Origin of the sequence: Paenibacillus oryzae (genome assembly GCF_001675045.1) — a bacterium.
Taxonomy (GTDB): Bacteria; Bacillota; Bacilli; order Paenibacillales; family Paenibacillaceae; genus Pristimantibacillus; species Pristimantibacillus oryzae.
In genome coordinates this window covers 1-19664 of record NZ_LYPA01000080.1, presented here as the reverse complement: position 1 = coordinate 19664, position 19664 = coordinate 1, and the positions used below count along the sequence as shown (strand labels likewise).

The following is a 19664-nucleotide window of genomic DNA, read 5'->3' as shown; positions in this document are numbered from 1 at the left end:
GTCTTCCTCTATTCTTTAGCTTCCTTTAACGCTTTCAGGTTTTTTTCGATTCGGGCCAGCAGCTCTGTCATCACCTGTTTTTCCTCTTCGCTAAAACCCTTCATGGCTTGTTCCTCCAAAACATCCAGGGTACGCTGCAGCCTGACAAGCAGCCCTTTCCCCTTGTCCGTCAAAAAAATACGGGATATCCGCTGATCCCTGGCATCGGATTCTCTGCGAACAAGTCCGGTTTTCTCCATCCGGTTAAGCATAACTGTCAAAGTCGCTTTTTGAATGCTCAGCTCCTTAGCCAGCTCGTTTTGGCTTCTGCCCGGCTCGCGCTCCAGGGAAAACATCAGCGGGGGCTGACCGGGGTACAATTCATAATCCTGCAATAGCTCCTGCAACAGGTTCTGATGCTGCCGATTCAAGCCGCGTATTCTTCTGGAAATATGATCTTGCCCGCTCCAGGACGTCATGCGAACCCTCCTTTTGAAAGGCATCACTCTTTTGATTCCTTAATTAGTTTGCCGACTAACTATATTGTAGTGCCAAATTTCAATAGCTGTCAAACCAAAAATCGGGGAGGCATCGCATTTAAAAAGCCGACCCTCCTTATAAAAGGAGCATCGGCTGCATAGTTGAACCTTTTCAAAACCTGGCCAAGCTTTTTCAGTTGAGGCCAATACGTCGTCTTTTCAATCAGCCCGCTAACCCAGCTTTTGACCACATTCCGGACAAAATTTGGCGCCTTCGTTTTTGGTGCCGCAATTGGGGCAGAACTTGGGAGGATTGCCGCTCGCAGCGGAACCGCCGGCATTTCCGCCTTGTGAGCCTCCGCCCGCTGACGCATTGCCCCCTTGCTGGCCGCCCTGTCCTTGTCCGCCGTTTTGTCCTTGCGAATTCATATTTTTCATCATTTCATTGGCAATATTCATGCCCATCATCATACCCGCCATGTCCGCAGCCGCGCCGCCGCCCGCCATTTTGCCGGATGCCATGCCGTCCGTCATGGAAATTTGCTGATATTTCTGCAGGTTGCCCACCATCTCATGCGATGCCGTTTTGGTGATCATATCCTGGATCTCTTTTGGATAGTTGAAGCTCATTACGTTAAAGCCCGTAATCGTCATGCCGCTGTCCATCACCTGCATATCCAGATCCTCGCGGATGCCCTTGGAAATGTCGAACGCATTGGCCTGCAGGTTAAACAGGTCCTTGCCTTCCCGGCTGATCCATTTCATCAAAAGCTGGTCAAGAATGGAAGTAATCCGGATTTTGACGTCCTCCACCAGGTAGCTGTCCTTCATGCCCGCGATTTTGTCGATCAGCATCACGTAGTCGTTCACCTTGAAGTTGAAGGTTCCGTTTGCGCGGATTGGCATGCCCCCCGGCAGCTGCGGCGTCGGAATCATAATCGGGTTTTGCGTGCCCCAGCGAACCGTAAACTCCTTCGTGTTCACAAACAGCACTTCTACCCGCATGCCGCTGTTAAAGCCAAACTTGAAGCCCTTGAGCGTAGACAGAAACGGGATAATTTGCGAATCGATATTGTATTCCCCGTCGGCTTCAAACACGCCTTCGATTTTGCCGTTGTTGACAAATATAGCGTCTTGTCCGGGGCGAATGATGAGCTTGCTTCCTTTTTTAATTTCCCGGTTGCTCCATTTCCAGAAAATCATATCATCTCTGAATTCTTCCCACTCCACTACGTTAGCAAATTGATTTTTGAAAAATACCATATCTATTCAACATCCTTTCACGATATATTTGCCTGAACGGCAGGAACGCTGAGTTTACTGTCATTATTTGCTTAAAAAGACCCGCGGCTGCCGCTATGGGAATGTCCTCCGCCAGTTGTTCCGCCTCCGCCAAAGCCGCCGCCTCCCCCACCGCCGCTGGAAGGTTTTTCTATTTTTCGCTTGGTGACGGTTGTATTAACATGATGGTCATAATGCTCCAGAAGGCCCGACGAGTTGGAATCCTCGTACGTTTGGGAGCCAACCGTCACCCGGCCGCCTGAATTGCGAAGCATTGCGCCAACGATTAAAGCTCCGATTGCAGCAGACACCACTAATTGAAAGCCGACGTTAAAAAAGATATTGTCAGGGTTAACACCCGGCTCAAATTTCATATAACGATGAGCCGTTTCAATATACATTTTAAAGGCTCTACTATACATACCGTCTGTCAGGCTAGGGGTGATACGATCGCGTATTTTGTCCAGTCTGCCGTCGTCCAGATAGGTTTTGGCCTTGTAGAAGCCTGCCAGGTAAATTTCCCTGTTTTTCATATCCACGGTTAAAATCACCGCATTGCCATGCTGCTTGTCATAGCCTGGTCCTTTGTCATCGTAAAAGTCCTGCGTCAGCTTTTTGACGTCCCCGCCTTCGGGATTGCTTGTAGTCCAGACAATCATATCCGTTTCCTGCTCTGCGCCAAGCTTGTTTGCCAGAGCGTTCAGCTCCGCAATTTCCTCATCCGTGAGCAGGCCCGCTTCGTCATAAATCAGCTTTTTCCCCTCTACTGCTGCATACGCCCTCTGTTCGGGCGAAACAAGCAGCAACGCTCCAGAAATTGCGGCAAGCGTCAAAATGAAAGCCAGAAGCAAAGGCAGAAGCCTTGCAGGGAAAGAGGGCCTAGACGACAAAAGTATTTTTCTTATCACAGAAAATCTCCTCCCATCGCCAAGGAGATCAGCTTCATCCCAATAAGCGATATCCCGAAAATTCCTGCAAACCAGGCCACAACCTTGCCCTTGCTGATTGGAGGTTTACCAACAACCTTGCCCGTTTGACCGTTCATGGCAAAGGTGTGCTCTTGTTTGTTGTAGTCGTAATGCACGACCCATACCGGGAGCAACGCATAATTGGCGCGCCTCATCTCGGTATGAATATCCTTGCTCGCAAAGCTCATGGTCGTGTAGGACCCTACGGTCGCGCGAAGCGACGATTCGATATAGGGACTGACTTTATGCTTGGCGCGCGGAAGCAGCTGATGCTCGTCGTAGCTGTATTTTTCCGCCAGATAACCCGCCAGGTACGGAGTTTTGAAGGTTTGCAGCCTCTGATAAGGAAATGGCTCCAGCCGGTCCATCAGCTCGTCATTCATCTTCTCCGCCGCGTCAATCGGTACGCCGACATAGTTCAGGCGCATTTTCCGATAAATCTCGTAATGCTTGGTTTCGGTGTACTGATAATCTCCTTGGGTATACACCCGCACTCGGGTTCCATGACCATGCGCCTCTACATGATTGTTCAGATCGTACAGCCAGAAGGGAACGTACATGCCGGTTATGCTTTTGACACGATTGGCCGTCATAAAGCCGGCTGGCGTCAGCCTGCCGTTTTTGCACCACTTGCGGAACGCCCTCATAGCCTCCTCCTTGCTGATAGCAAAAGGAAGCACCAGCGCCGGCGCCTTGCGTCCGGAAAGGCGGTCCGCCAGCACAACGGCAGAGCCGCAAAAGCTGCAAACGGTAGCGGAGGTAGCAGGCTCAGTAATAAGAACCGCACCGCAGCTCTTGCAATGATATTCAACGGTTTCCCTCTCAAAGGCAACATTTTGTCTAATGGGATCATTCATTTGCTGAATATTATCCTGTCGCCCGCAGCTCTTGCATGTAAGCATTCCCGTTTGGCTGTCAAAAACCATGCCGCTGCCACAATTTTCACATTTATAATCAATTACCGGCATTTATGCACCCTCTCCCGCAACTGCTGTCAATTGTTCTTATCAAGCGACTTCTTAAGTCTGGCCAATTCATCCTCCGCGCTGGAGGCTCCGGCATCCAGTCCAAGCCGGGCAAACTTCTCATCCAGCTCGTCCTTCTTCTGGTCAATGCCCCTAAGCTCGGCCAACGCCTGGGCTTCATCGGCAGCTTGATTAATACGCTCCTGCGCCTCATGAAGCAGGGAACCCTCCGCACCATCCAGCTTGTTTATCTTTCCTTGCGCCTTAGCCGCATTCCATTTTCCTTGCAGCTCGGACCTAAGCGATTCCAGCCGCTCCATATCAGACACCAGCTTGTCGTTCATTCTTTTTATATTGGCGGCATTGGCCGATGCTGTCTCGAAAGCTTGCTTAAGCTCCGGCAGCTTTCGGGCCTGCTCCGCCTTCCTGCCCAGAAACTTCAGGGCGTCATCGTCATTGCCTGCTTCAACGGATTTAACCGCGTATTGCTGAAGCTTCTTCACTTCGGCTTCGCATTCCTCCAGCGCCCGCCTTGCGCGCCTTTCCTCCATTTGCACCGTAGACGTTTCCGCGCGCACCTGATTCAAATCGACATTCAAGCTGCGCATATGGTCATTGATCGCATTTACCGGATCATCGTTCCCGCTTGACAGCGCATTGATATTACTTGCCATAATGGTTTTGAAGCGCGACAAAATACCCAAACTGACCGCCTCCTCGTTTTCCTTAACTTCTTCCCTAATAATACATTACTTTGGGCCAAAAGGATTCATTTCCTTTATTTCGACATCTTTAACGGCTGGTGGATGGGCGTGAACGTACCGAGGGGATACATGTGAATGTTATACGTTGGAAGGGTGTAGAACATACTGGGGGACATGTAAATGCTATACGGTGGATGGGCGTGAACATACTAGGGGGATACGTGAACATACAGCGTCTTAAATTGCTTACGGTCATTTATGTCCGCCAGAAGCACAAAAAAGCAAAATCCTCATTTGTAACGGAAGTTTTTGACCATTAGAGGTCAAAAATCAATGGAATATAGGCTAATTTTTGATGTAACGGACACTTATGTCCGTCCCATCAAGCAAAAGCTTAAAAGCTTGCCTCTAACGGACATTTCCGACCGCCATTGTGCCGGTTCGACCAACCGCCATTGTGCTGGTCCTACCAACCGCCATTGTACTGGTGCTACCAACCGGCATTGTACTGGTGCTACCAACCGCCACCGCGCTGCTGCGTCCGACCAGTTGATTGAACATGCGTTCGGCCAGTTGATTAAAATAGGGCTGCATTTACATGCAGCCCCGTTTAAAGCAAGTTTGGCTTTTAACTAATCTGACACTTTGACTTCACACTATCGTCCGGCTCTCATATGAGTTATGACTGTCACCGAGCACTCTGGGCGTCAGTTAGCACTCTGGGCGTCAGCTAGCACTCTGAGCGTCAGCTAGCGCTTTAGCTATCAGCCGCGATTAAGCAAAATTGGCGGTGTCAATCGTTACTCGATTTTTCATTAACAGTTTAGCTGTTAGAGGCGCTTCCGTCTGTGCTGCCGCTTTGGCTGTCGGGAGCGATGCCAGCGCCGCCATTGCCGTCTTGGCCCTCGGGCCTTCCCATACGGCCTGAGCCTGCTCCTTCCGGCATGCTTCCCATTTCACCAGGCTGACCCTCCGGCATGGCTCCCCATTCTCCGGACTGTCCTTCCGGTCTTCCGCCCATGCCGCCGCGTTGACCTCCCGGTCCTCCGCCAAAGCCGCCGCTATTGGCTGTTGTGACGCCGGACTCGTTCAGCCAGATGACGCTGCCCGTCATTTCAAACGATGTAATCTCTGTCCCTCCGGCATATTCGCCGTCTCCGTAATAACCGGAAACCTCTGTTCCGCTTGCAGTGCCACCCGAAAACAACGTATAGGTTTCGCCATCCTTCAGTTCCGGCGAGCTGATAACGACCGACTGATAGGCTTTTCCAGGTGCAAAAGTCACGATCGCGTTGCCCTTGCTGTCTTCCAGACGTACCAGGGTGCCTGCCTGCTGGGCTTGCGTAAAGGTCATGCTGACCGTCCGTTGGCTGGACGATTCGGAGGTTGCCTGAGCCATGCCGGAGCTGCCCGCAGCAATCAAGGTGCCGCCGCTGATTTCAAAGTTGCCGTCATAGTCCAACGCGCCGTTGCCATTGTTGGTAGGGCCGTTTACGATGACGGTTCCGCCCGTCATGTAGATATGACCGTTGGAGTCCAGACCGTCGCCTCCGGAATTTACCGTTACCGTACCTCCGCTGAACGTCAGCTGGTTATTCAAGCCGTCATTGCCCGCCGCATTGATGCCGTCATCCGAAGCCACGATATTTAACTCTCCGCCGGAGATTAAAATTTCCGTACCTTCCACGCCCTCGTAGCTGTTTGTAATAGAGATAATGCCGCCGCTGATTGCTACCGACGCATCAGCATGAATGCCGTCGTCCCCTGATGCCAGTGTAAAGGCTCCTCCGCCAATGGCTACAAAGCCGTTGCTGTGAATAGTGTCATCTGCGGAGTTAAGCTCAAACTGTCCGCCGTTCACAACAAGCGCCGTTCCAGCTTTGATGCCTTTCATGCTAGGCGTATCATCCTCAGCAGCATCGGTATATGTTGCTGTTGAGGATCCTGCTGCTGTTCCTGTTCCTGTTGATGATCCTGCTCCTGCTGCTGACGTATTTTGACCGCCCGGCCGGCCGCCACCAAATCCGCCGCCGAATTCCTCCGTTTTCACCTCGCCGTTGGTATACCCTCCGCCTGTTACGATGGTAAAGCTGCCGTCCTCGATAAGAAGCGCCGTTTCGGCCTGAATGCCGTCATTATCAGCCTTGATGTCAAAGGTTCCGCCCGTAATCGCGATATACCCCTTTGCCTCGTCGCTGTCATTGTTGGACTTGATGCCGTCCGCTCCTGCCTGAATGGAAAAATCGCCTCCGGCGATAGCCGTCATATCCTTCCCGACGATGCCGTCCTCCACTGCTTTTACCGTAATTGTGCCGCTTGCGATTTTCAAGTTATCCTTGCTTTTGATGCCATCCTTGTAATTGCCCGCTACAGTCAACGCGCCGCTGCCGTTAATGGACAAATCGCCTTTGCTGAAAATAGCGGCATTGGGCTCGTTGGTCTCCGAATCGGCGTATACATATTCCGTTGCGTCAGAGACGCTGTTTGTTGTGCCGTCAGCCAGTGTAATTGTGACCTTGTCGGCTTCTTTTACGTAGATCGCCGCGCTGCTGGAGCTAGTAATGGCTGCGCCGTTCAGCACCAGCTGGACCTTCTGGTCGTCCGCAACCTCCACGATAATTTGCCCGTCATTCAGCGTTCCGCTGAGCACGTATACGCCCGCTTCTGATATGGTCACGATACCGCCGCTGACAGCAGCGCCGGAGCCGTTCACCGCCGCAGAATCCCCGTTCAGAGAAATGCCGGTTGAGGTCTCCTCGCTCCATTCCGTTGCTAGATCCGCTTGTTTGAATTCCACGCTCTGCGCGGCAGCCAATGCGGCTCCTCCGTCCACTTGAGCTGCGCCAGCAGCGCTTGCTGCTCCTTGAGCGGTTGAAGCCGACGAGCCCTCCTCTGTCACTGCCGTTTGATTGCCCGCCGTCGTGGAAGCTTCCGTTGAGCTACATGCCGTCACAATTGCCATACACAATATCGCCAGCCAGACTCTGCTTTTTTTCCATGTTTTTTTCATAACCATCATCCTCTCCAAAAGGGTTTATTCGTGCTTAAGGTTTACTTAGCAGTCCTCAAAAGTTCTCAAGAGACTTAGTTTAAAGCTTGATCAATAGTATATTGCTGGCGTAGGCGTCATCGTAAGCGTCAAGTCCAGGTTGCCGTTCCGGCACCGTATATCGTCAAGAAATGCCTTCTGATCCGTTTCAGACCCAATGTCCACCAGATATACCAGCTCGTACAGACTGCCCAGCTCCGTTGTGCGGATTTTTTGCAGCTGATAGTTGACCTTATGAGTGCTGAATACTTCTTCAAACGCTTCTTCGTAGCTTAAATTTTCGGGAATGGTTACTTTCAGCGTTTTTTGCTCCGACTTTGCCGTGCCGAATTTGACAACGCTCAGCACAACCATCAATGCACATAAGATCAGGGTAAACAACACGCCGTATGCAAATGCGCCAACTCCACATGCAAGCCCCGCAGCCATCGAGAACAGGACAAAGGTAATATCCTTGGGACTGCCGGCGGCACTGCGGAAACGAATGATTGAGAACGCCCCGGCGAGACTGAATGCTCTAGCAATGTTGCTTCCGATCAGTAAAATGATGATGGACACAACAACCGGCAGCAGTACCATAGTTAGGACAAAGCCTTGCGAATAACCGGGATTGGTTTTCATATAGGTGTAGCTGATCACAAGGCCGATAACGATCGATAAAGCTATGGTCAAAATAACATTGGTAAAGGTCAGCTCAGCGCTTTCCAGACTGACGTTAAACAACGAATCAAGCATAAACGGCACTCTCCTTCTCAAGACGATTGGTTCTGATCATTTTTTTGTACTCGTTTCCGTATTTGGAAAACCCCGTCCGGAACATTCCGTTTTCGGAAAGAAGCCGGGACAGCCAGAGCGGAATCGTATTTTCTGCTTTAACCTCCATCAGCCACTGTCCGGGCTCCAGCAATTGCTCACCATAGCTGCCGTTCTCCAATTGGAGCTCATGCCGCCTGCAAACGATGTTGGTGTCGAAGGTAATCCTCAAATCGCGGTTTTCCTTGCTGAACAGCGCTTTCCGGTCGTAGGACAGATAAACCGCCGGCTGAAGATCGTATTGGCTCATCAGATACGAAATTTCACGAAGCACCTGCTGGTTCATGTAGCTCTGAAGCTCAGGCTGAACGCCTGTCCTTACAAAATCGTACGCTTCATTCAGCTTCAAGGCTGTACGGCGTTTATTCACCAAGCCAAATACTTTTTTCTTGATTTCCAGGTAGACCTTTGCATCCGCCGAAGGCGTGCCGTACGCTCTGAGTCTCAGCTTCTCCTTGTATTTGGGCTTGGACAAGCTGTGCCGGATGATTGTATTGGAGGGTGTATCGTAATAAAGATTGGTAATGGAATAAAACTCATGCTGTTTGTTGTAATCATCCAGTTCCATATATTCCAGCAGCTGCAGGAGCAATTTGCGATAGGCCGCATCCGTAAGCAGATATTTGTTTTCGTAGCGGTTGAATACTTCAATTGCCATAAGGGGCAACTCCTCTCTATTTATCTGTGCCGCGAGGCTATGTCTGTATAATAGGGCCGCAACCTTTAATGAATCTTAAAGAAGCTGCTCAAAGAATCGGGACTTTACTTTTCGATCAAAACCCACTATTTTTAAGGCAATTGAAGCAAAATGAAAACGGGGGAGCCATATGAGGACCGAACGGGATATAATGGGGTTGCTGATTGATTGCCTTGCGCTGTTTCGCCGCTATTCCAGAACGGTGTCAGAGGGTCCGGGTTACTTTTATCCGAATTGCGATGAAGCCATCTCCGGCTATTATTGAAGGAATACGAAGAAGAGGCCCGGCGCCTCATATCGGCTGATACAATGAGGTTATGACAGAAGGGGCATCGCATAGCGGAGCGCAACACAAATAGGAGCAAAAGAGAAGCCGCTTAAGATTGGCTAAAGGTTTTCCGGCTATCCTGATGAAACAACCACGAAAGTAATGTAAAGACGGGAATCTATTTAAAGGATGCGACATAGATGAGAATATTAATTGTAGAGGACGAGCTTCATCTGGCGGAGGCCTTGACCCAAATTTTAAAAAAGCAGAACTATTCCGTCGATGCTGTCCATGATGGAAGCGCAGGACTGGATTATGCCATGAGCGGCATCTACGATCTTATCCTGCTGGATATTATGATGCCGGAGCTGGATGGAATCAGCGTGCTCAAAAAGCTGCGCAGCGAGGGCAATGCAACGCCCGTTATTATGCTGACCGCAAAGGGCGAGCTGCCGGATAAGGTGGCCGGTCTGGATTACGGCGCCGATGACTATATAGCCAAGCCGTTTGCATCCGAAGAGCTGCTTGCCCGCATGCGGGCGGCGCTGCGCCGCAAAGGCGAGGTGATGCCGGAGGATGCCCTCAAGCTTGGCGATGTCGAGCTGAACACCTCCATGCTCAAGCTGTCCGTCAAGGGAAAAGAAATCAAGCTGAACCTGAAGGAAAGCGAGCTGCTGGAGCTGCTGATTACGCGCAAGCAGGCCGTGACCTCCAAGGAGCTTATTATTGAGAAGCTTTGGGGCTTTGACTCGGAAGCCGAATACAACAATGTCGAGGTTTACATCTCCTTCCTGCGCAAAAAGCTGAGCTTCCTTGGCTCCTCGGTCCGAATTACGACCATCCGCAGCGTCGGGTATGTATTAGAGGTGACTAGCTGATGTTTATCAAACTGAGGAACCGGTTTCTTCTGCTCAATCTGATTACGATATCCGTTATTATGTTAGTGGCATTTGGCTCAATTTATACGATCACCTACCGCAATGCGCAGCATGACATCAAAATGGACCTTCATCGCATTGCGGATTCGAATCAACGTCCACAGATGGGCGTACCCCGAACCGATGGAGCAAGGAATCCGGATGATCAATTTCCAACGCAGGGCAGCGAAATGCCGGAGGGCCGCTTTGGCGAAAAAAACGGCGAAGGCTTTGGAGGGCAATACGGAGGAATGGCGCCGGAAAGAACCGTTTCATTTACGCTAAGAACGGACAGCAACGGCGCCTTGATCAGCAGCACCTCCCAATTTGACATGGATGAGGAATTATTTGCTCAAGCACTGGAAAAGGTATCTCCCGTCGGCCAAAAAACGTCTGGCCAATTCAAGCTGGACGGCAGCCATTGGGCCTATACGATACAGCAAGCCGGTGAAGAGTTTATTCTTGTTTTTCTGGATGTGTCCGCGCGCCAGGACATTTTGACGAATCTTATCTACACGTTTGCAATTGTCGGGATTGTGATGCTTGGTGTTATCTTTTTTACAAGCCGCTACTTCGCCAATCGTTCCATTGCTCCTGTCAAGGAAAGCTTCGATAAGCAAAAGCAGTTTATTGCCGATGCGTCTCACGAGCTAAAAACGCCGCTGACGATTATTCACACCAATGCGGATGTGCTGTTATCCAACGGCCATGAAACGATTAACAGTCAAGCCAAGTGGCTGCATTATATCAAGTCGGAGACGGAGCGCATGACGCGTTTGACAAACGACTTGCTATATTTGACGGAAATGGACGATGCCAGAGCAAGCATGATGTATTCAAAATTTCATATAAGCGATTCGGTGGAAACCATATTGCTGACGATGGAGGCTGTATTTTTCGAAAAAAATGTGGGGCTGCATTACAAAATCGAACCGGGGCTGAAGGTTAACGGCAATCAGGAGCAGATCAAGCAGGTTATTATGATTTTGCTGGATAATGCGATCAAGTATACGCAAGCCGGAGGAAAGGTTGAGCTTGTGCTGAAAAAGCAGCAGCAGGAAGCGGTGCTTGCCATCACCAATACAGGGGAAGGCATCGCGCCGGAGCATCTAACCCGTATTTTCGACCGCTTCTATCGGACAGACGCGTCACGCGCACGCAAGCAAGGCGGATACGGCCTGGGGCTCGCCATCGCCAAATCCATTATTGATCAGCATAAAGGGCGAATTTATGCCAAAAGCGCTCAGGGGGAATCTACTACCTTTTATGTTCACCTCCCTCTGGAAAATTAGTTAGCAGCTTACGGATTATAGGTTTGCCAGGTGATCGCCGCATGGGCCGCTCCAAAGATGACCGTCGGCAGCAGGGCAGGGAAGTTGTGCAACCATAGAGCCGCCAGCATGAAATAAATAACGGGTAAAATGGCAAGGGCCATCCACGCCATTTTACCCGCCATTCCAGCAAAAAATAGCCCCCATAACACATAATACGCAAGCAGCAGAAGGCCCATCCCGTAAAGGTAAGGGCTTTGCAGCGGCGATACTTTTGTGCTAGTCAGGAATAGCAACAGCACCACAAAAAGGGCCTGACTGCCATGCTCGACAATGGTCAGAGCAAGGAAGCCAGGTCCCTCTATTTTTTTGGCAACGGGCGCAGGAATCCAGATATAAAGCAAATTAGGCAGCATGACCAGCATAAACAACAGGAGCCCCTTCCAGGAAAATCCCCACGCATAATGCAGCATCCAATGCAGCCCCTCTCGACTCGCGCCTTTTTACCGCATTATACCAGATTGGACAACCCTGCGTCTGTGAGTTACGTTACTCCTGTTTCCACTGGCTTTATGCAAGATCGGCCATATGCAAGAGACAAACCCAAATATATCCCGCTTAGCCCTGCCGCAATCCCATGGAAACCGCGCCATTGATGCCGGGTTTGTACATATCCGGCTTGATGCCGACGAGCACGGACAAAACCGTTTCTTCGCCTAGCTCCACGCCGTCCAGTGAAACCTCCACCGTCATTGGCCATGGCGACGCTTGCTTCGCAAGCAGCTTCCCGTCCACATAAATTTCGGAGTCGCCGCTGACCGCATGGAAATAGAGATATGGATTGCTGCTTCTCTCCCGCTCCGTAAGGGCGATAGAGCTGCGGTAAATGACATAGCCCTCTGCTCCTTGCAGCATTTGCTGCGGGCCAAAGCTGACATCGACCTTCTCCCAGGAATTCATATCCGTCGGGTGAATCTCCACATTGGGATCGGGACGCTGAAGCGCTATATCCTGTGTCAGCAGCCAGTTGTTGATGTAGCGTTCGTGGACGGACGGCACATAAGGAGGCTCTTCGACAGACTCAACCGGTATAGCATGAGCGACCGCTTGCAAGCCTTCACCCTGAAGAGTCAGAGTGATAGTGTCAGAACCGGCATTGCTGCCAACAATCAATTGAAGACAGCCATTAAACAAACGGCGCTCCTGGAGATGATCCGGCTCCTGCGAATTGGGATTGCCATTGCCCGCTCCCAGTATGACCCCGCTGCCCTCAATCGAAAAGGCAACAAGGCTGTTCGCCGTTTCCACAAACCGCCCTTCGGCGTCAATCGCATAAACATTAACAACAACTGCATCCCGTCCGTCTCCAAGCAAGGCCGGTTTGCTGGCTTCAACGCGCAGGGAGCAAGGCGCGCCCGGAGTGATTTTTTCATCCACGCCAACCAGCTTTCCGTTCCGGTAACCCTCCAGCCTTAACGTTCCCGGCTCATAAAGAATTTCCCATTGACGCTGCTCGTAGATATCCACATTTTCCCGATAGCGCAGCTCTCCGTTGACATACAACGCTACCTCCTCACAGTTGGTATGCGCCATAACCGTGACAAGCTCCCCCTCCTTGCCCGGCCAATTCCAGCCACCCGCGATATGGACAACCGGCTCGTCCAGCCAAAAGGCCTGGTACAGATAATAGGAATCCTTCGGAAAGCCACATGTATCCAGAATGCCAAAATGAGTGCTGACGCTAGGCCATTCATAAGGCGTGGGCTCGCCCCTATAATCAAAGCCCGTCCAAACAAAGGTGCCCATCATAAAATCGCGCGTATTAATGGCCTGCCAGGACTCTCTTGCCGTATTGCCCCAATTGGCCTTTTCCCGGTCGAAGCTGTCAAAAAACTGCAATCCGGTATCGCTGATGTAATTTCCTCTTGTTGCAAAAGCGCTGACCGTCTCGGAGCCAATCATCGGCTGACCGGGATGCTTCTCATGGAAACGGTCATAGCCGCCATGCATGTAGTTGAACCCCGCAATATCCATCACGTCGACAGTGCCTTCATCCTCCATAACGCCGCCATTCATAGCGCCAAGAATCGGCCGGGTATTGTCCAGGCGAAGCACGGCTTCCTTCATTCTTTTGAACATGTTGCGGCCAATCGGCGTTCCCTGTAGCGGCTCTTCGTTGTAAAGACTGTAGAAAACGACCGACGGATGATTCCGGTCGCGGGTCACCATATTTTCAACCTGACGAAGCCCTTCCGGCGAGCTGTCAAAATTGCGATTTTCGTCCATGACGAGCATCCCCAGCCGATCGCAGGCGTCCAGCAGCTCCGGCGCCGGATTGTGATGGGCGCAGCGGTAGGCGTTGCTTCCCATTTGCTTAAGCCGCAAAATACGGTATTCATGGACGTGATCCGGCAGCGCCACGCCAATTCCGGCATGGTCCTGGTGGTTGCAGGTTCCTTTAATTTTGAGTCTGCGGCCGTTGAGATAAAAGCCCTTGTCGGGGCAAATGGTGATTGTGCGGTAGCCAAAGCTGGTATTAGCCCCGTCGCAGCGCTCGTCGTCCTCCAGCAGGATGGACTCCAGCCTGTATAGATGAGGAGAATCCACATCCCACAGCAGCGGCGAAACCAGGGGCAGCTCCTGCTTCAGAACGATGGCTTCTCCCGCTTTGGCCACCCCCGCTGAAATCTCCTCCGCCACAACCTCGCCATCGGCGCGAACAACTCGCGACAGCAGCTCAAAGCGAGCTTCCTCCTCGCGCTCGTTGGTGATCGTTGTTTCGACGTTGGTCAGCCAGCTCTCCCCGTCCAGCTTGACGGGATTCACCCAAACGCCCCGGTGGGCGATGGATAAAGCATTCTTTTTGGTAAGCCAGACATGGCGGTAAATGCCCGCGCCTTCATACCACCAGCCCTCCGACACGGAAGCATCGGCCTTGACCACCAGCAGATTTGGACGGTCGCCGTAGAAAACCCGGTCCGTTATATCCACAACAAAGCTTGTATAGCCGCAGAAGCTGCGCTCCAGAATGCTGCCGTTCAAATAAACCGTTGCATGAGTCGCTATGCCGTCAAATTCCAGCAGCAGCTGCTTTCCATTGTCGGAGGGCGACAGCTTGAACTTTTTGCGATACCAGCCGATTCCCCGAGGCTTGTAACCAAAATCCGGCACTCCGCCTTCCCGGTCAAACGGCTGGCGATAGGACCAGTCATGGGGAAGGTTTACCGTCTCCCACTCATTGTCGTTCCATTCAACGCTGGCCGCTCCCGTCAAGCCTCCCGCCTTGGCATTGCCATATACGGCTTTATGGCTGTTCTGGGCCGGGATGGCGATGTCGCCAAGATGAAACAGCCAATCTTTATCCATGCTCAATCGTTCTCTCATTTAGGTCAAAACCTTTCTCCGATGTAATACCTCCATTGTAAAAAAGCCAATCCCGATGACGTTAGCACAAAAGCAGGGATAAAATCGTACAAAATGAACATTTCACTCCTGAAGCATTGTCCTTTTGAGCGTAAGCGTTCATAGTAGAAAGCGATGAAGACAGCGGCCAAAGCCGATTTTGGAGCAAGCTCCTGTCATTTGTCCCTTATTCTTTTGAGACTGGAGAATCAACATGCTGCTTCCCTTTCGATTATGCCCTAACCGGTTCGGCCATCGGCTGCCGTTGTCCGTTTATAATTGCGGTCTGCATGAGCAGACCCATCAATATCGTCCCGAGGGATATCCCGCGCTACAGTGCTTTATCAATTTTGGCGGCTATGGCACGTTTCATTTCCATGGCATTCAAGACTTTCAAGATTTTCAAGGCGGTCAAGAGCGGCCCTTCCCGCCCGGACATGCCTTGCTGCTGCCTGCTGGAGCTCCCCATGAATACGCGCCCGCTTTGGGCCAGAGCTGGCAGCTTGGCTTTATCGGCATACGGGGAGACTCGGCGGAAAGCTTGATTCAGAGCTGCAGCCTGCCCCTGTTCTCGATTTTGCCGCTGGCGGCGTCGTCAATGAACGAGCTTCAGGAGAAATTGAAGGGAATCTGGGACAAATCCGACATGGATGCGGAGGATGCAGAGGAACGGCTATCCGTGGAGCTTTACAGCTTCCTGCTTGCTCTGTCCAGAGCGGCTCTGCGTCATAGCGGGACGCTTGCGCCCGGGACATACAGCTCCGCGCAGCGCGCGCTCAAAACGGCAGCCCTTTATATGAAGCAGCATTACAGCGAGGACGTGCAAATTGCCAATATCGCACATGCGGTTGGTTATTCGGTCCAGCATTTTCAGCGCATTTTCCGGGAGGCCTACGGGATGAATCCCCATGCCTACCTGCAGCGCCTCAGAATGCAGCATGCGGCAACGTGGCTTGAAAACAGTCCGGATATCGGCATACAGGAAATCGCCAGCCGGCTCGGGATGGAAGCGAGTTATTTTATCCGCATGTTCAGAAAGCAATATGGGCTGACTCCCGGCAAATTCAGAAAAGCATACGGCCACCGGCTTCACGAGCCCGTTTGACCAATATAGAGGGTGAATACGATGACGTTATGGAAAAAACGAAACAGCATTATGGTCAAAATGATTGTGCTCTATTCCATCCCCTTTATTCTGCTCTCCGTGCTGCTGGTGTGGAATAGCCATCGTACAACGCAAAATATACGGGACAGCTTTATCACCAACATGTCCCACGCCTTTGATCAGTCCTACCGGGAGGTTGAAGGGCGCATTCGGATGGCCTCGGATTTGACCTCCATGGTCAGCCGCAACAACAAAATGCTGGAGTTTATAAGCGATCCCTATCTGGGCGACCAGTCGGAGTTTCTGAAGCAATATCTGGATGCTGTCATTCCCATTATTAAATATGCTACGGCTTTTTCGGAAAGCGACGATTATTCTATTCGGATTTATATGAATAATGATTACATTCCGGAATCCTGGCCTTATTTTTTTCACCTGAGCAGCTATTCCTCGCACCATAAGCTTCATGCGTTTCTGGAGGCGGAATCGGAAACCTCCATGTGGCTGCTGCCGGGGGACGACGAGCTTGGCCCACGAAGCCTGCAGACGGACCGCAGCAAATATACACTCCTGACGAAGCTCTATTCGCCGGCCCGCCAAATGCTGGGGCTGGTTGTGGTGACGATGGCGGAGGACAGCCTGTTCAGCATCGAGGACGAGCCTGCCGCTTCCCATAACGCGCAATTCATCTATTCTGCCGGGAACATAGGGTTATCGACGGCGGAGCTGGATGAGGAAGAAGAAAGCGGCATTTTGCAGGAGCATCTGGGAAATGACGGGGCTTATTTTATTCAGGAGCCCTATTTGTACCTGCACAAAGGTCTGGACGCCATCGGCCAAAGCCTGGTGTACAAGGTGTCGCTGGAGCAGCTCAACCAGTCCGTCCGCAAAAACGTGCTGAATCAGGTGCTTATGATTGTATTCAGTATTTTGCTGCTCATTATTATTTGTTACTTCATGTTCAAAATGATATTTCTGCGTCTGAACAAAATTGTATCCATCATGCGCCAGGTGATGACGGGCAGCTCTTATATGCGCATACCCGATACCAGACCGGATGAGCTGGGACAGCTTGCGCATGATTTTAACGATCTCATTGAGCGTAATAATGATCTGATTCACCGGATTGTCATGAAGGAGCGGCTTCGGAAGGAAGCGCAAATCAAGGCGCTGCAATATCAGATCAACCCTCATTTTATATATAACACGCTGGACATTTTCAGAATGCAGCTGATCAAGGAAAAAATTTTCGATACAGCTGATCGGCTGGCGGATTTCGGTAAAATATTGCGTTACAACTTAAGCGACAATACGCTGCATACCACGCTGAATGAGGAAATTAGCCTGGTTCGCAAATATGTCCATTTGCAATCGATGAGCAGCAGCAAGGAAATCAGGCTGGAGGTAGAGGTGCAGGATTCGCTCAAAATGTTTCCGGTCATCAAGTTTCTGCTTCAGCCGATCGTCGAAAACAGCTTGAAATATGGACAAGCTGCAGAGCGGGAGGTACTGCGTATTGAAGTACAAGCCTATGTAGAGAAGCAGGATGTGGTTATTTGTATAACGGACAACGGACGAGGAATGGATGCCGAACGGATAGCCGCCCTCAACGAGCAATTCCGCGCTCCTCTCCATTACGAGGATGCAACAGACGAACCGCAGAGACCAAGCCGCTCTATTGGTTTGCATAATATCAACTCCCGGCTTCGGCTGTATTACGGCGATGACTACCCCATTACGGTTGAGGGGAAGGACTATGCCTACACCAAGGTTCAGATCAGAATTCCCTATGAATGAGAGGTATGCCGGATGTATAAGCTTTTGATTGTGGACGATGAAAAAATGGTGCGCGAGGGCCTTCAGGACATAATCGCCTACCTGAACATAGACGGTATTGGCCCGCTGTTGTGCGCAGGCGATGGAGCGGAGGCCCTGAAGGTGATGGAGGCGGAGGAGCCCCCCATCCTATTAACGGATCTAAACATGCCCGTCATGGGCGGACTGGACCTGATCCGTGAGCTGCGCGACCGTCACCTGGTGGTAAAAATCATCGTGATCAGCGGCTACGACGATTTTCATCTGGTAAAGGAAAGCTTTAAGCTGGGCGTTCGCGACTATTTGCTTAAGCCGGTGCATTCCGGCGATCTGGCGGAGGTGCTTAACAAAACGGTACAGGAGCTGCGGCAGGAAAAACAGCAGGATATGGCCGGACAATTGCAGAAAAAGCTTGCCTTGCTGGAGAAGGCGAGCCGTAGTCTGAATCCGTTGCTGCAGTCAGCACCCCACGATAACGAAGCCATCCGGTCGGCGCTCAACGAGCTTGGTTACAGCTTCCCGCATTCCGCAACGGTTGCGGCTATTTTATCTGTGAGCAACCCTGCTTCGCACGAGCCCTCCGGCATCGGCAGCTTGGAGCGCAAGCTGCTTGCGACGGAATGGGAGCAGTCCAGTTTGTTGCTGTACCCGTTCTATAACCGCCACAATGATCTTGTGATGTGGATTAATTTTAATGACCAGATTTGCAATGTTGACAATATCCGCGAGCTGCTGGAGTCCTTTCTGGCCGATAGCTCCGGGGCTGCTGCAGCCGTCTCCGTCTGTACTATGGAAGGCGAGATTTCGCAGGTTTATCAGAGCGCGCTCTCCGTGCTTCAATATAAGCTGATTGCTCCGCGTCAACGCGTTATTTTGCACGAGGACACACTTAACAAGGAAGACATTTCAATCAAAGCGGAGCATCTGAAAACGCTGGTGGAAATGATTGATATGGGCCGCAGGGAGCAGGTGCTTCCGCTGATTCAGACTTATTTTGGCGAAGAAACGCTTAAAAAAAGCTCAATGGAGAGCATCCGCCACAACTACGATATGATCATGCAAACGATCGGGTGGATTCCTGGGCAAAAGCGCGATTTTGCCTCTTTTGATCAAAGCGAAACATTAAGGCTGTACCTTAAATCCTGCATGCTGCAAATGATTGAGGCGCGAGGCAGCTTGATACGGAGCAACGATGTGGTGGACATTGCCAAAAAGTATGTGCAGGAGCAGCTGCTAAGTGGCGTCAATATGGCCTTTATCGCCAATTATTGCAACATGAGCTACAACTATTTCAGCAAAGTATTCAAGGAAAGCACCGGCGTCAGCTTCCAGGATTATGTGACCATGAAGCGTATGGAATATGCCAGAAGCGCCCTAACCGGCATCAATGTGAAAATCCATGATGTAGCAGAGACGCTAGGCTACAGCAACCCCAAAAACTTTACCCGCGTGTTCAAAAGCTATTTTGGAGTCAGCCCGAAGGAATTTCAAAATCAAGCGTAGGCTGCTCCTCTCTCTCACTCGCATGAATGCAGGCGCTGATTATTTACCAGAATGCAGCGGCAACAGCGCCTGCCTCATTTTCACACGCCTAATCAATTTAATGATATCAACCGTGTATTCCCCAATGATATCAATCGTATATTCCACTCGGGCCTCATGTCTGCAAAAATGTCCTCCTTCCTCCACGTTCCATCCCCCTTCCTCCTTCCTCCTTCCTACACTATCCTACAGGCTCCACTCCCCATCCTGTATCCTGCTAATAATAAATGAAACCTGCTAATGTTGAGAGGCTCCCTTATGGCTGTAGCGGTCATTTATGACCGTCAGAGCCTCAAATGGCTGCATGAACTTCATTCAACGGTCACATGTGTCTATGCTTGACCCACAATGCTTCCAAAAAACTGGATGTTGAAAACATAGCTACCCAACGAAGGTTCTCTCCGTTATG

General features: G+C 51.1%; 17 protein-coding genes. 7 read left to right on the top strand and 10 right to left on the bottom strand.

Going from position 1 to position 19664, the window contains the following annotated elements:
* Nucleotides 1-8: 8 nt before the first annotated feature.
* The 5 genes from A7K91_RS24145 to A7K91_RS24125 all read right to left on the bottom strand — a co-directional run bounded on the left by A7K91_RS24145 (nt 9) and on the right by A7K91_RS24125 (nt 4376).
* On the bottom strand, nt 9-458 hold the full coding sequence (locus A7K91_RS24145) for a MarR family winged helix-turn-helix transcriptional regulator (protein WP_068687057.1): 450 nt from the start codon (nt 456-458) through the stop codon (nt 9-11).
* A 231-nt stretch (nt 459-689) separates the two neighbouring features.
* Nucleotides 690-1721 (bottom strand): SPFH domain-containing protein, encoded by a 1032-nt coding sequence (locus A7K91_RS24140; protein WP_068687056.1) that lies wholly within the window; start codon nt 1719-1721, stop codon nt 690-692.
* Nucleotides 1722-1792: 71 nt separating this feature from the next.
* Complete coding sequence (locus tag A7K91_RS24135) at nt 1793-2572, bottom strand: TPM domain-containing protein (RefSeq protein WP_425415675.1); 780 nt, start codon at nt 2570-2572, stop codon at nt 1793-1795.
* A 71-nt stretch (nt 2573-2643) separates the two neighbouring features.
* The gene (locus tag A7K91_RS24130) at nt 2644-3675 is read right to left on the bottom strand and encodes a TFIIB-type zinc ribbon-containing protein (protein WP_068687055.1); all 1032 of its coding nucleotides are present in this window, start codon (nt 3673-3675) and stop codon (nt 2644-2646) included.
* Between the two features lie 26 nt (nt 3676-3701).
* The gene (locus A7K91_RS24125) at nt 3702-4376 is read right to left on the bottom strand and encodes a PspA/IM30 family protein (protein ID WP_068687054.1); all 675 of its coding nucleotides are present in this window, start codon (nt 4374-4376) and stop codon (nt 3702-3704) included.
* Nucleotides 4377-4709: 333 nt separating this feature from the next.
* Here A7K91_RS24125 and A7K91_RS26620 point away from each other — a divergent pair, with 333 nt between their 5' ends.
* On the top strand, nt 4710-5012 hold the full coding sequence (locus A7K91_RS26620; protein ID WP_156739793.1) for a hypothetical protein: 303 nt from the start codon (nt 4710-4712) through the stop codon (nt 5010-5012).
* 187 nt (nt 5013-5199) lie between these two features.
* Here A7K91_RS26620 and A7K91_RS24120 read toward each other — a convergent pair whose 3' ends face one another.
* From A7K91_RS24120 to A7K91_RS24110, 3 genes are all read right to left on the bottom strand, one after another.
* Nucleotides 5200-7386 (bottom strand): carbohydrate-binding domain-containing protein, encoded by a 2187-nt coding sequence (locus A7K91_RS24120; protein ID WP_068687053.1) that lies wholly within the window; start codon nt 7384-7386, stop codon nt 5200-5202.
* 90 nt (nt 7387-7476) lie between these two features.
* On the bottom strand, nt 7477-8160 hold the full coding sequence (locus A7K91_RS24115) for a DUF4956 domain-containing protein (protein ID WP_068687052.1): 684 nt from the start codon (nt 8158-8160) through the stop codon (nt 7477-7479).
* Complete coding sequence (locus A7K91_RS24110; protein WP_068687051.1) at nt 8153-8896, bottom strand: polyphosphate polymerase domain-containing protein; 744 nt, start codon at nt 8894-8896, stop codon at nt 8153-8155. The genes A7K91_RS24115 and A7K91_RS24110 overlap by 8 nt, the downstream gene beginning before the upstream one ends.
* Before the next feature lie 169 nt (nt 8897-9065).
* On the opposite strand from A7K91_RS24110, the gene A7K91_RS27340 reads away from it, so the two are divergent.
* The 3 genes from A7K91_RS27340 to A7K91_RS24100 all read left to right on the top strand — a co-directional run bounded on the left by A7K91_RS27340 (nt 9066) and on the right by A7K91_RS24100 (nt 11412).
* Complete coding sequence (locus A7K91_RS27340) at nt 9066-9200, top strand: hypothetical protein (protein ID WP_281198661.1); 135 nt, start codon at nt 9066-9068, stop codon at nt 9198-9200.
* Between the two features lie 203 nt (nt 9201-9403).
* Nucleotides 9404-10081: a response regulator transcription factor gene (locus tag A7K91_RS24105; RefSeq protein WP_068687050.1), complete on the top strand. Its 678-nt coding sequence runs from the start codon at nt 9404-9406 to the stop codon at nt 10079-10081.
* Nucleotides 10081-11412 (top strand): sensor histidine kinase, encoded by a 1332-nt coding sequence (locus tag A7K91_RS24100; protein ID WP_068687049.1) that lies wholly within the window; start codon nt 10081-10083, stop codon nt 11410-11412. The genes A7K91_RS24105 and A7K91_RS24100 overlap by 1 nt, the downstream gene beginning before the upstream one ends.
* Nucleotides 11413-11420: 8 nt before the next feature.
* On the opposite strand, the gene A7K91_RS24095 is transcribed toward A7K91_RS24100, so the two are convergent.
* Both A7K91_RS24095 and galA read right to left on the bottom strand, forming a co-directional pair.
* Nucleotides 11421-11864 carry a hypothetical protein gene (locus tag A7K91_RS24095; RefSeq protein ID WP_068687048.1) on the bottom strand — a complete coding sequence of 148 codons (444 nt, stop codon included), beginning with the start codon at nt 11862-11864 and terminating at the stop codon, nt 11421-11423.
* 145 nt (nt 11865-12009) lie between these two features.
* Nucleotides 12010-14757 carry a beta-galactosidase GalA gene (gene galA, locus A7K91_RS24090; protein ID WP_169833450.1) on the bottom strand — a complete coding sequence of 916 codons (2748 nt, stop codon included), beginning with the start codon at nt 14755-14757 and terminating at the stop codon, nt 12010-12012.
* 250 nt (nt 14758-15007) lie between these two features.
* On the opposite strand from galA, the gene A7K91_RS24085 reads away from it, so the two are divergent.
* From A7K91_RS24085 to A7K91_RS24075, 3 genes are read left to right on the top strand one after another with little or no spacing between them, the layout of a single operon-like run.
* Entirely contained in the window at nt 15008-15898 is an 891-nt protein-coding gene (locus tag A7K91_RS24085) for an AraC family transcriptional regulator (RefSeq protein ID WP_068687046.1), read from the top strand.
* A gap of 21 nt (nt 15899-15919) precedes the next feature.
* Complete coding sequence (locus A7K91_RS24080; protein WP_068687045.1) at nt 15920-17695, top strand: sensor histidine kinase; 1776 nt, start codon at nt 15920-15922, stop codon at nt 17693-17695.
* A 12-nt stretch (nt 17696-17707) separates the two neighbouring features.
* Nucleotides 17708-19216 carry a response regulator gene (locus A7K91_RS24075; protein WP_068687044.1) on the top strand — a complete coding sequence of 503 codons (1509 nt, stop codon included), beginning with the start codon at nt 17708-17710 and terminating at the stop codon, nt 19214-19216.
* Nucleotides 19217-19664: the final 448 nt, after the last annotated feature.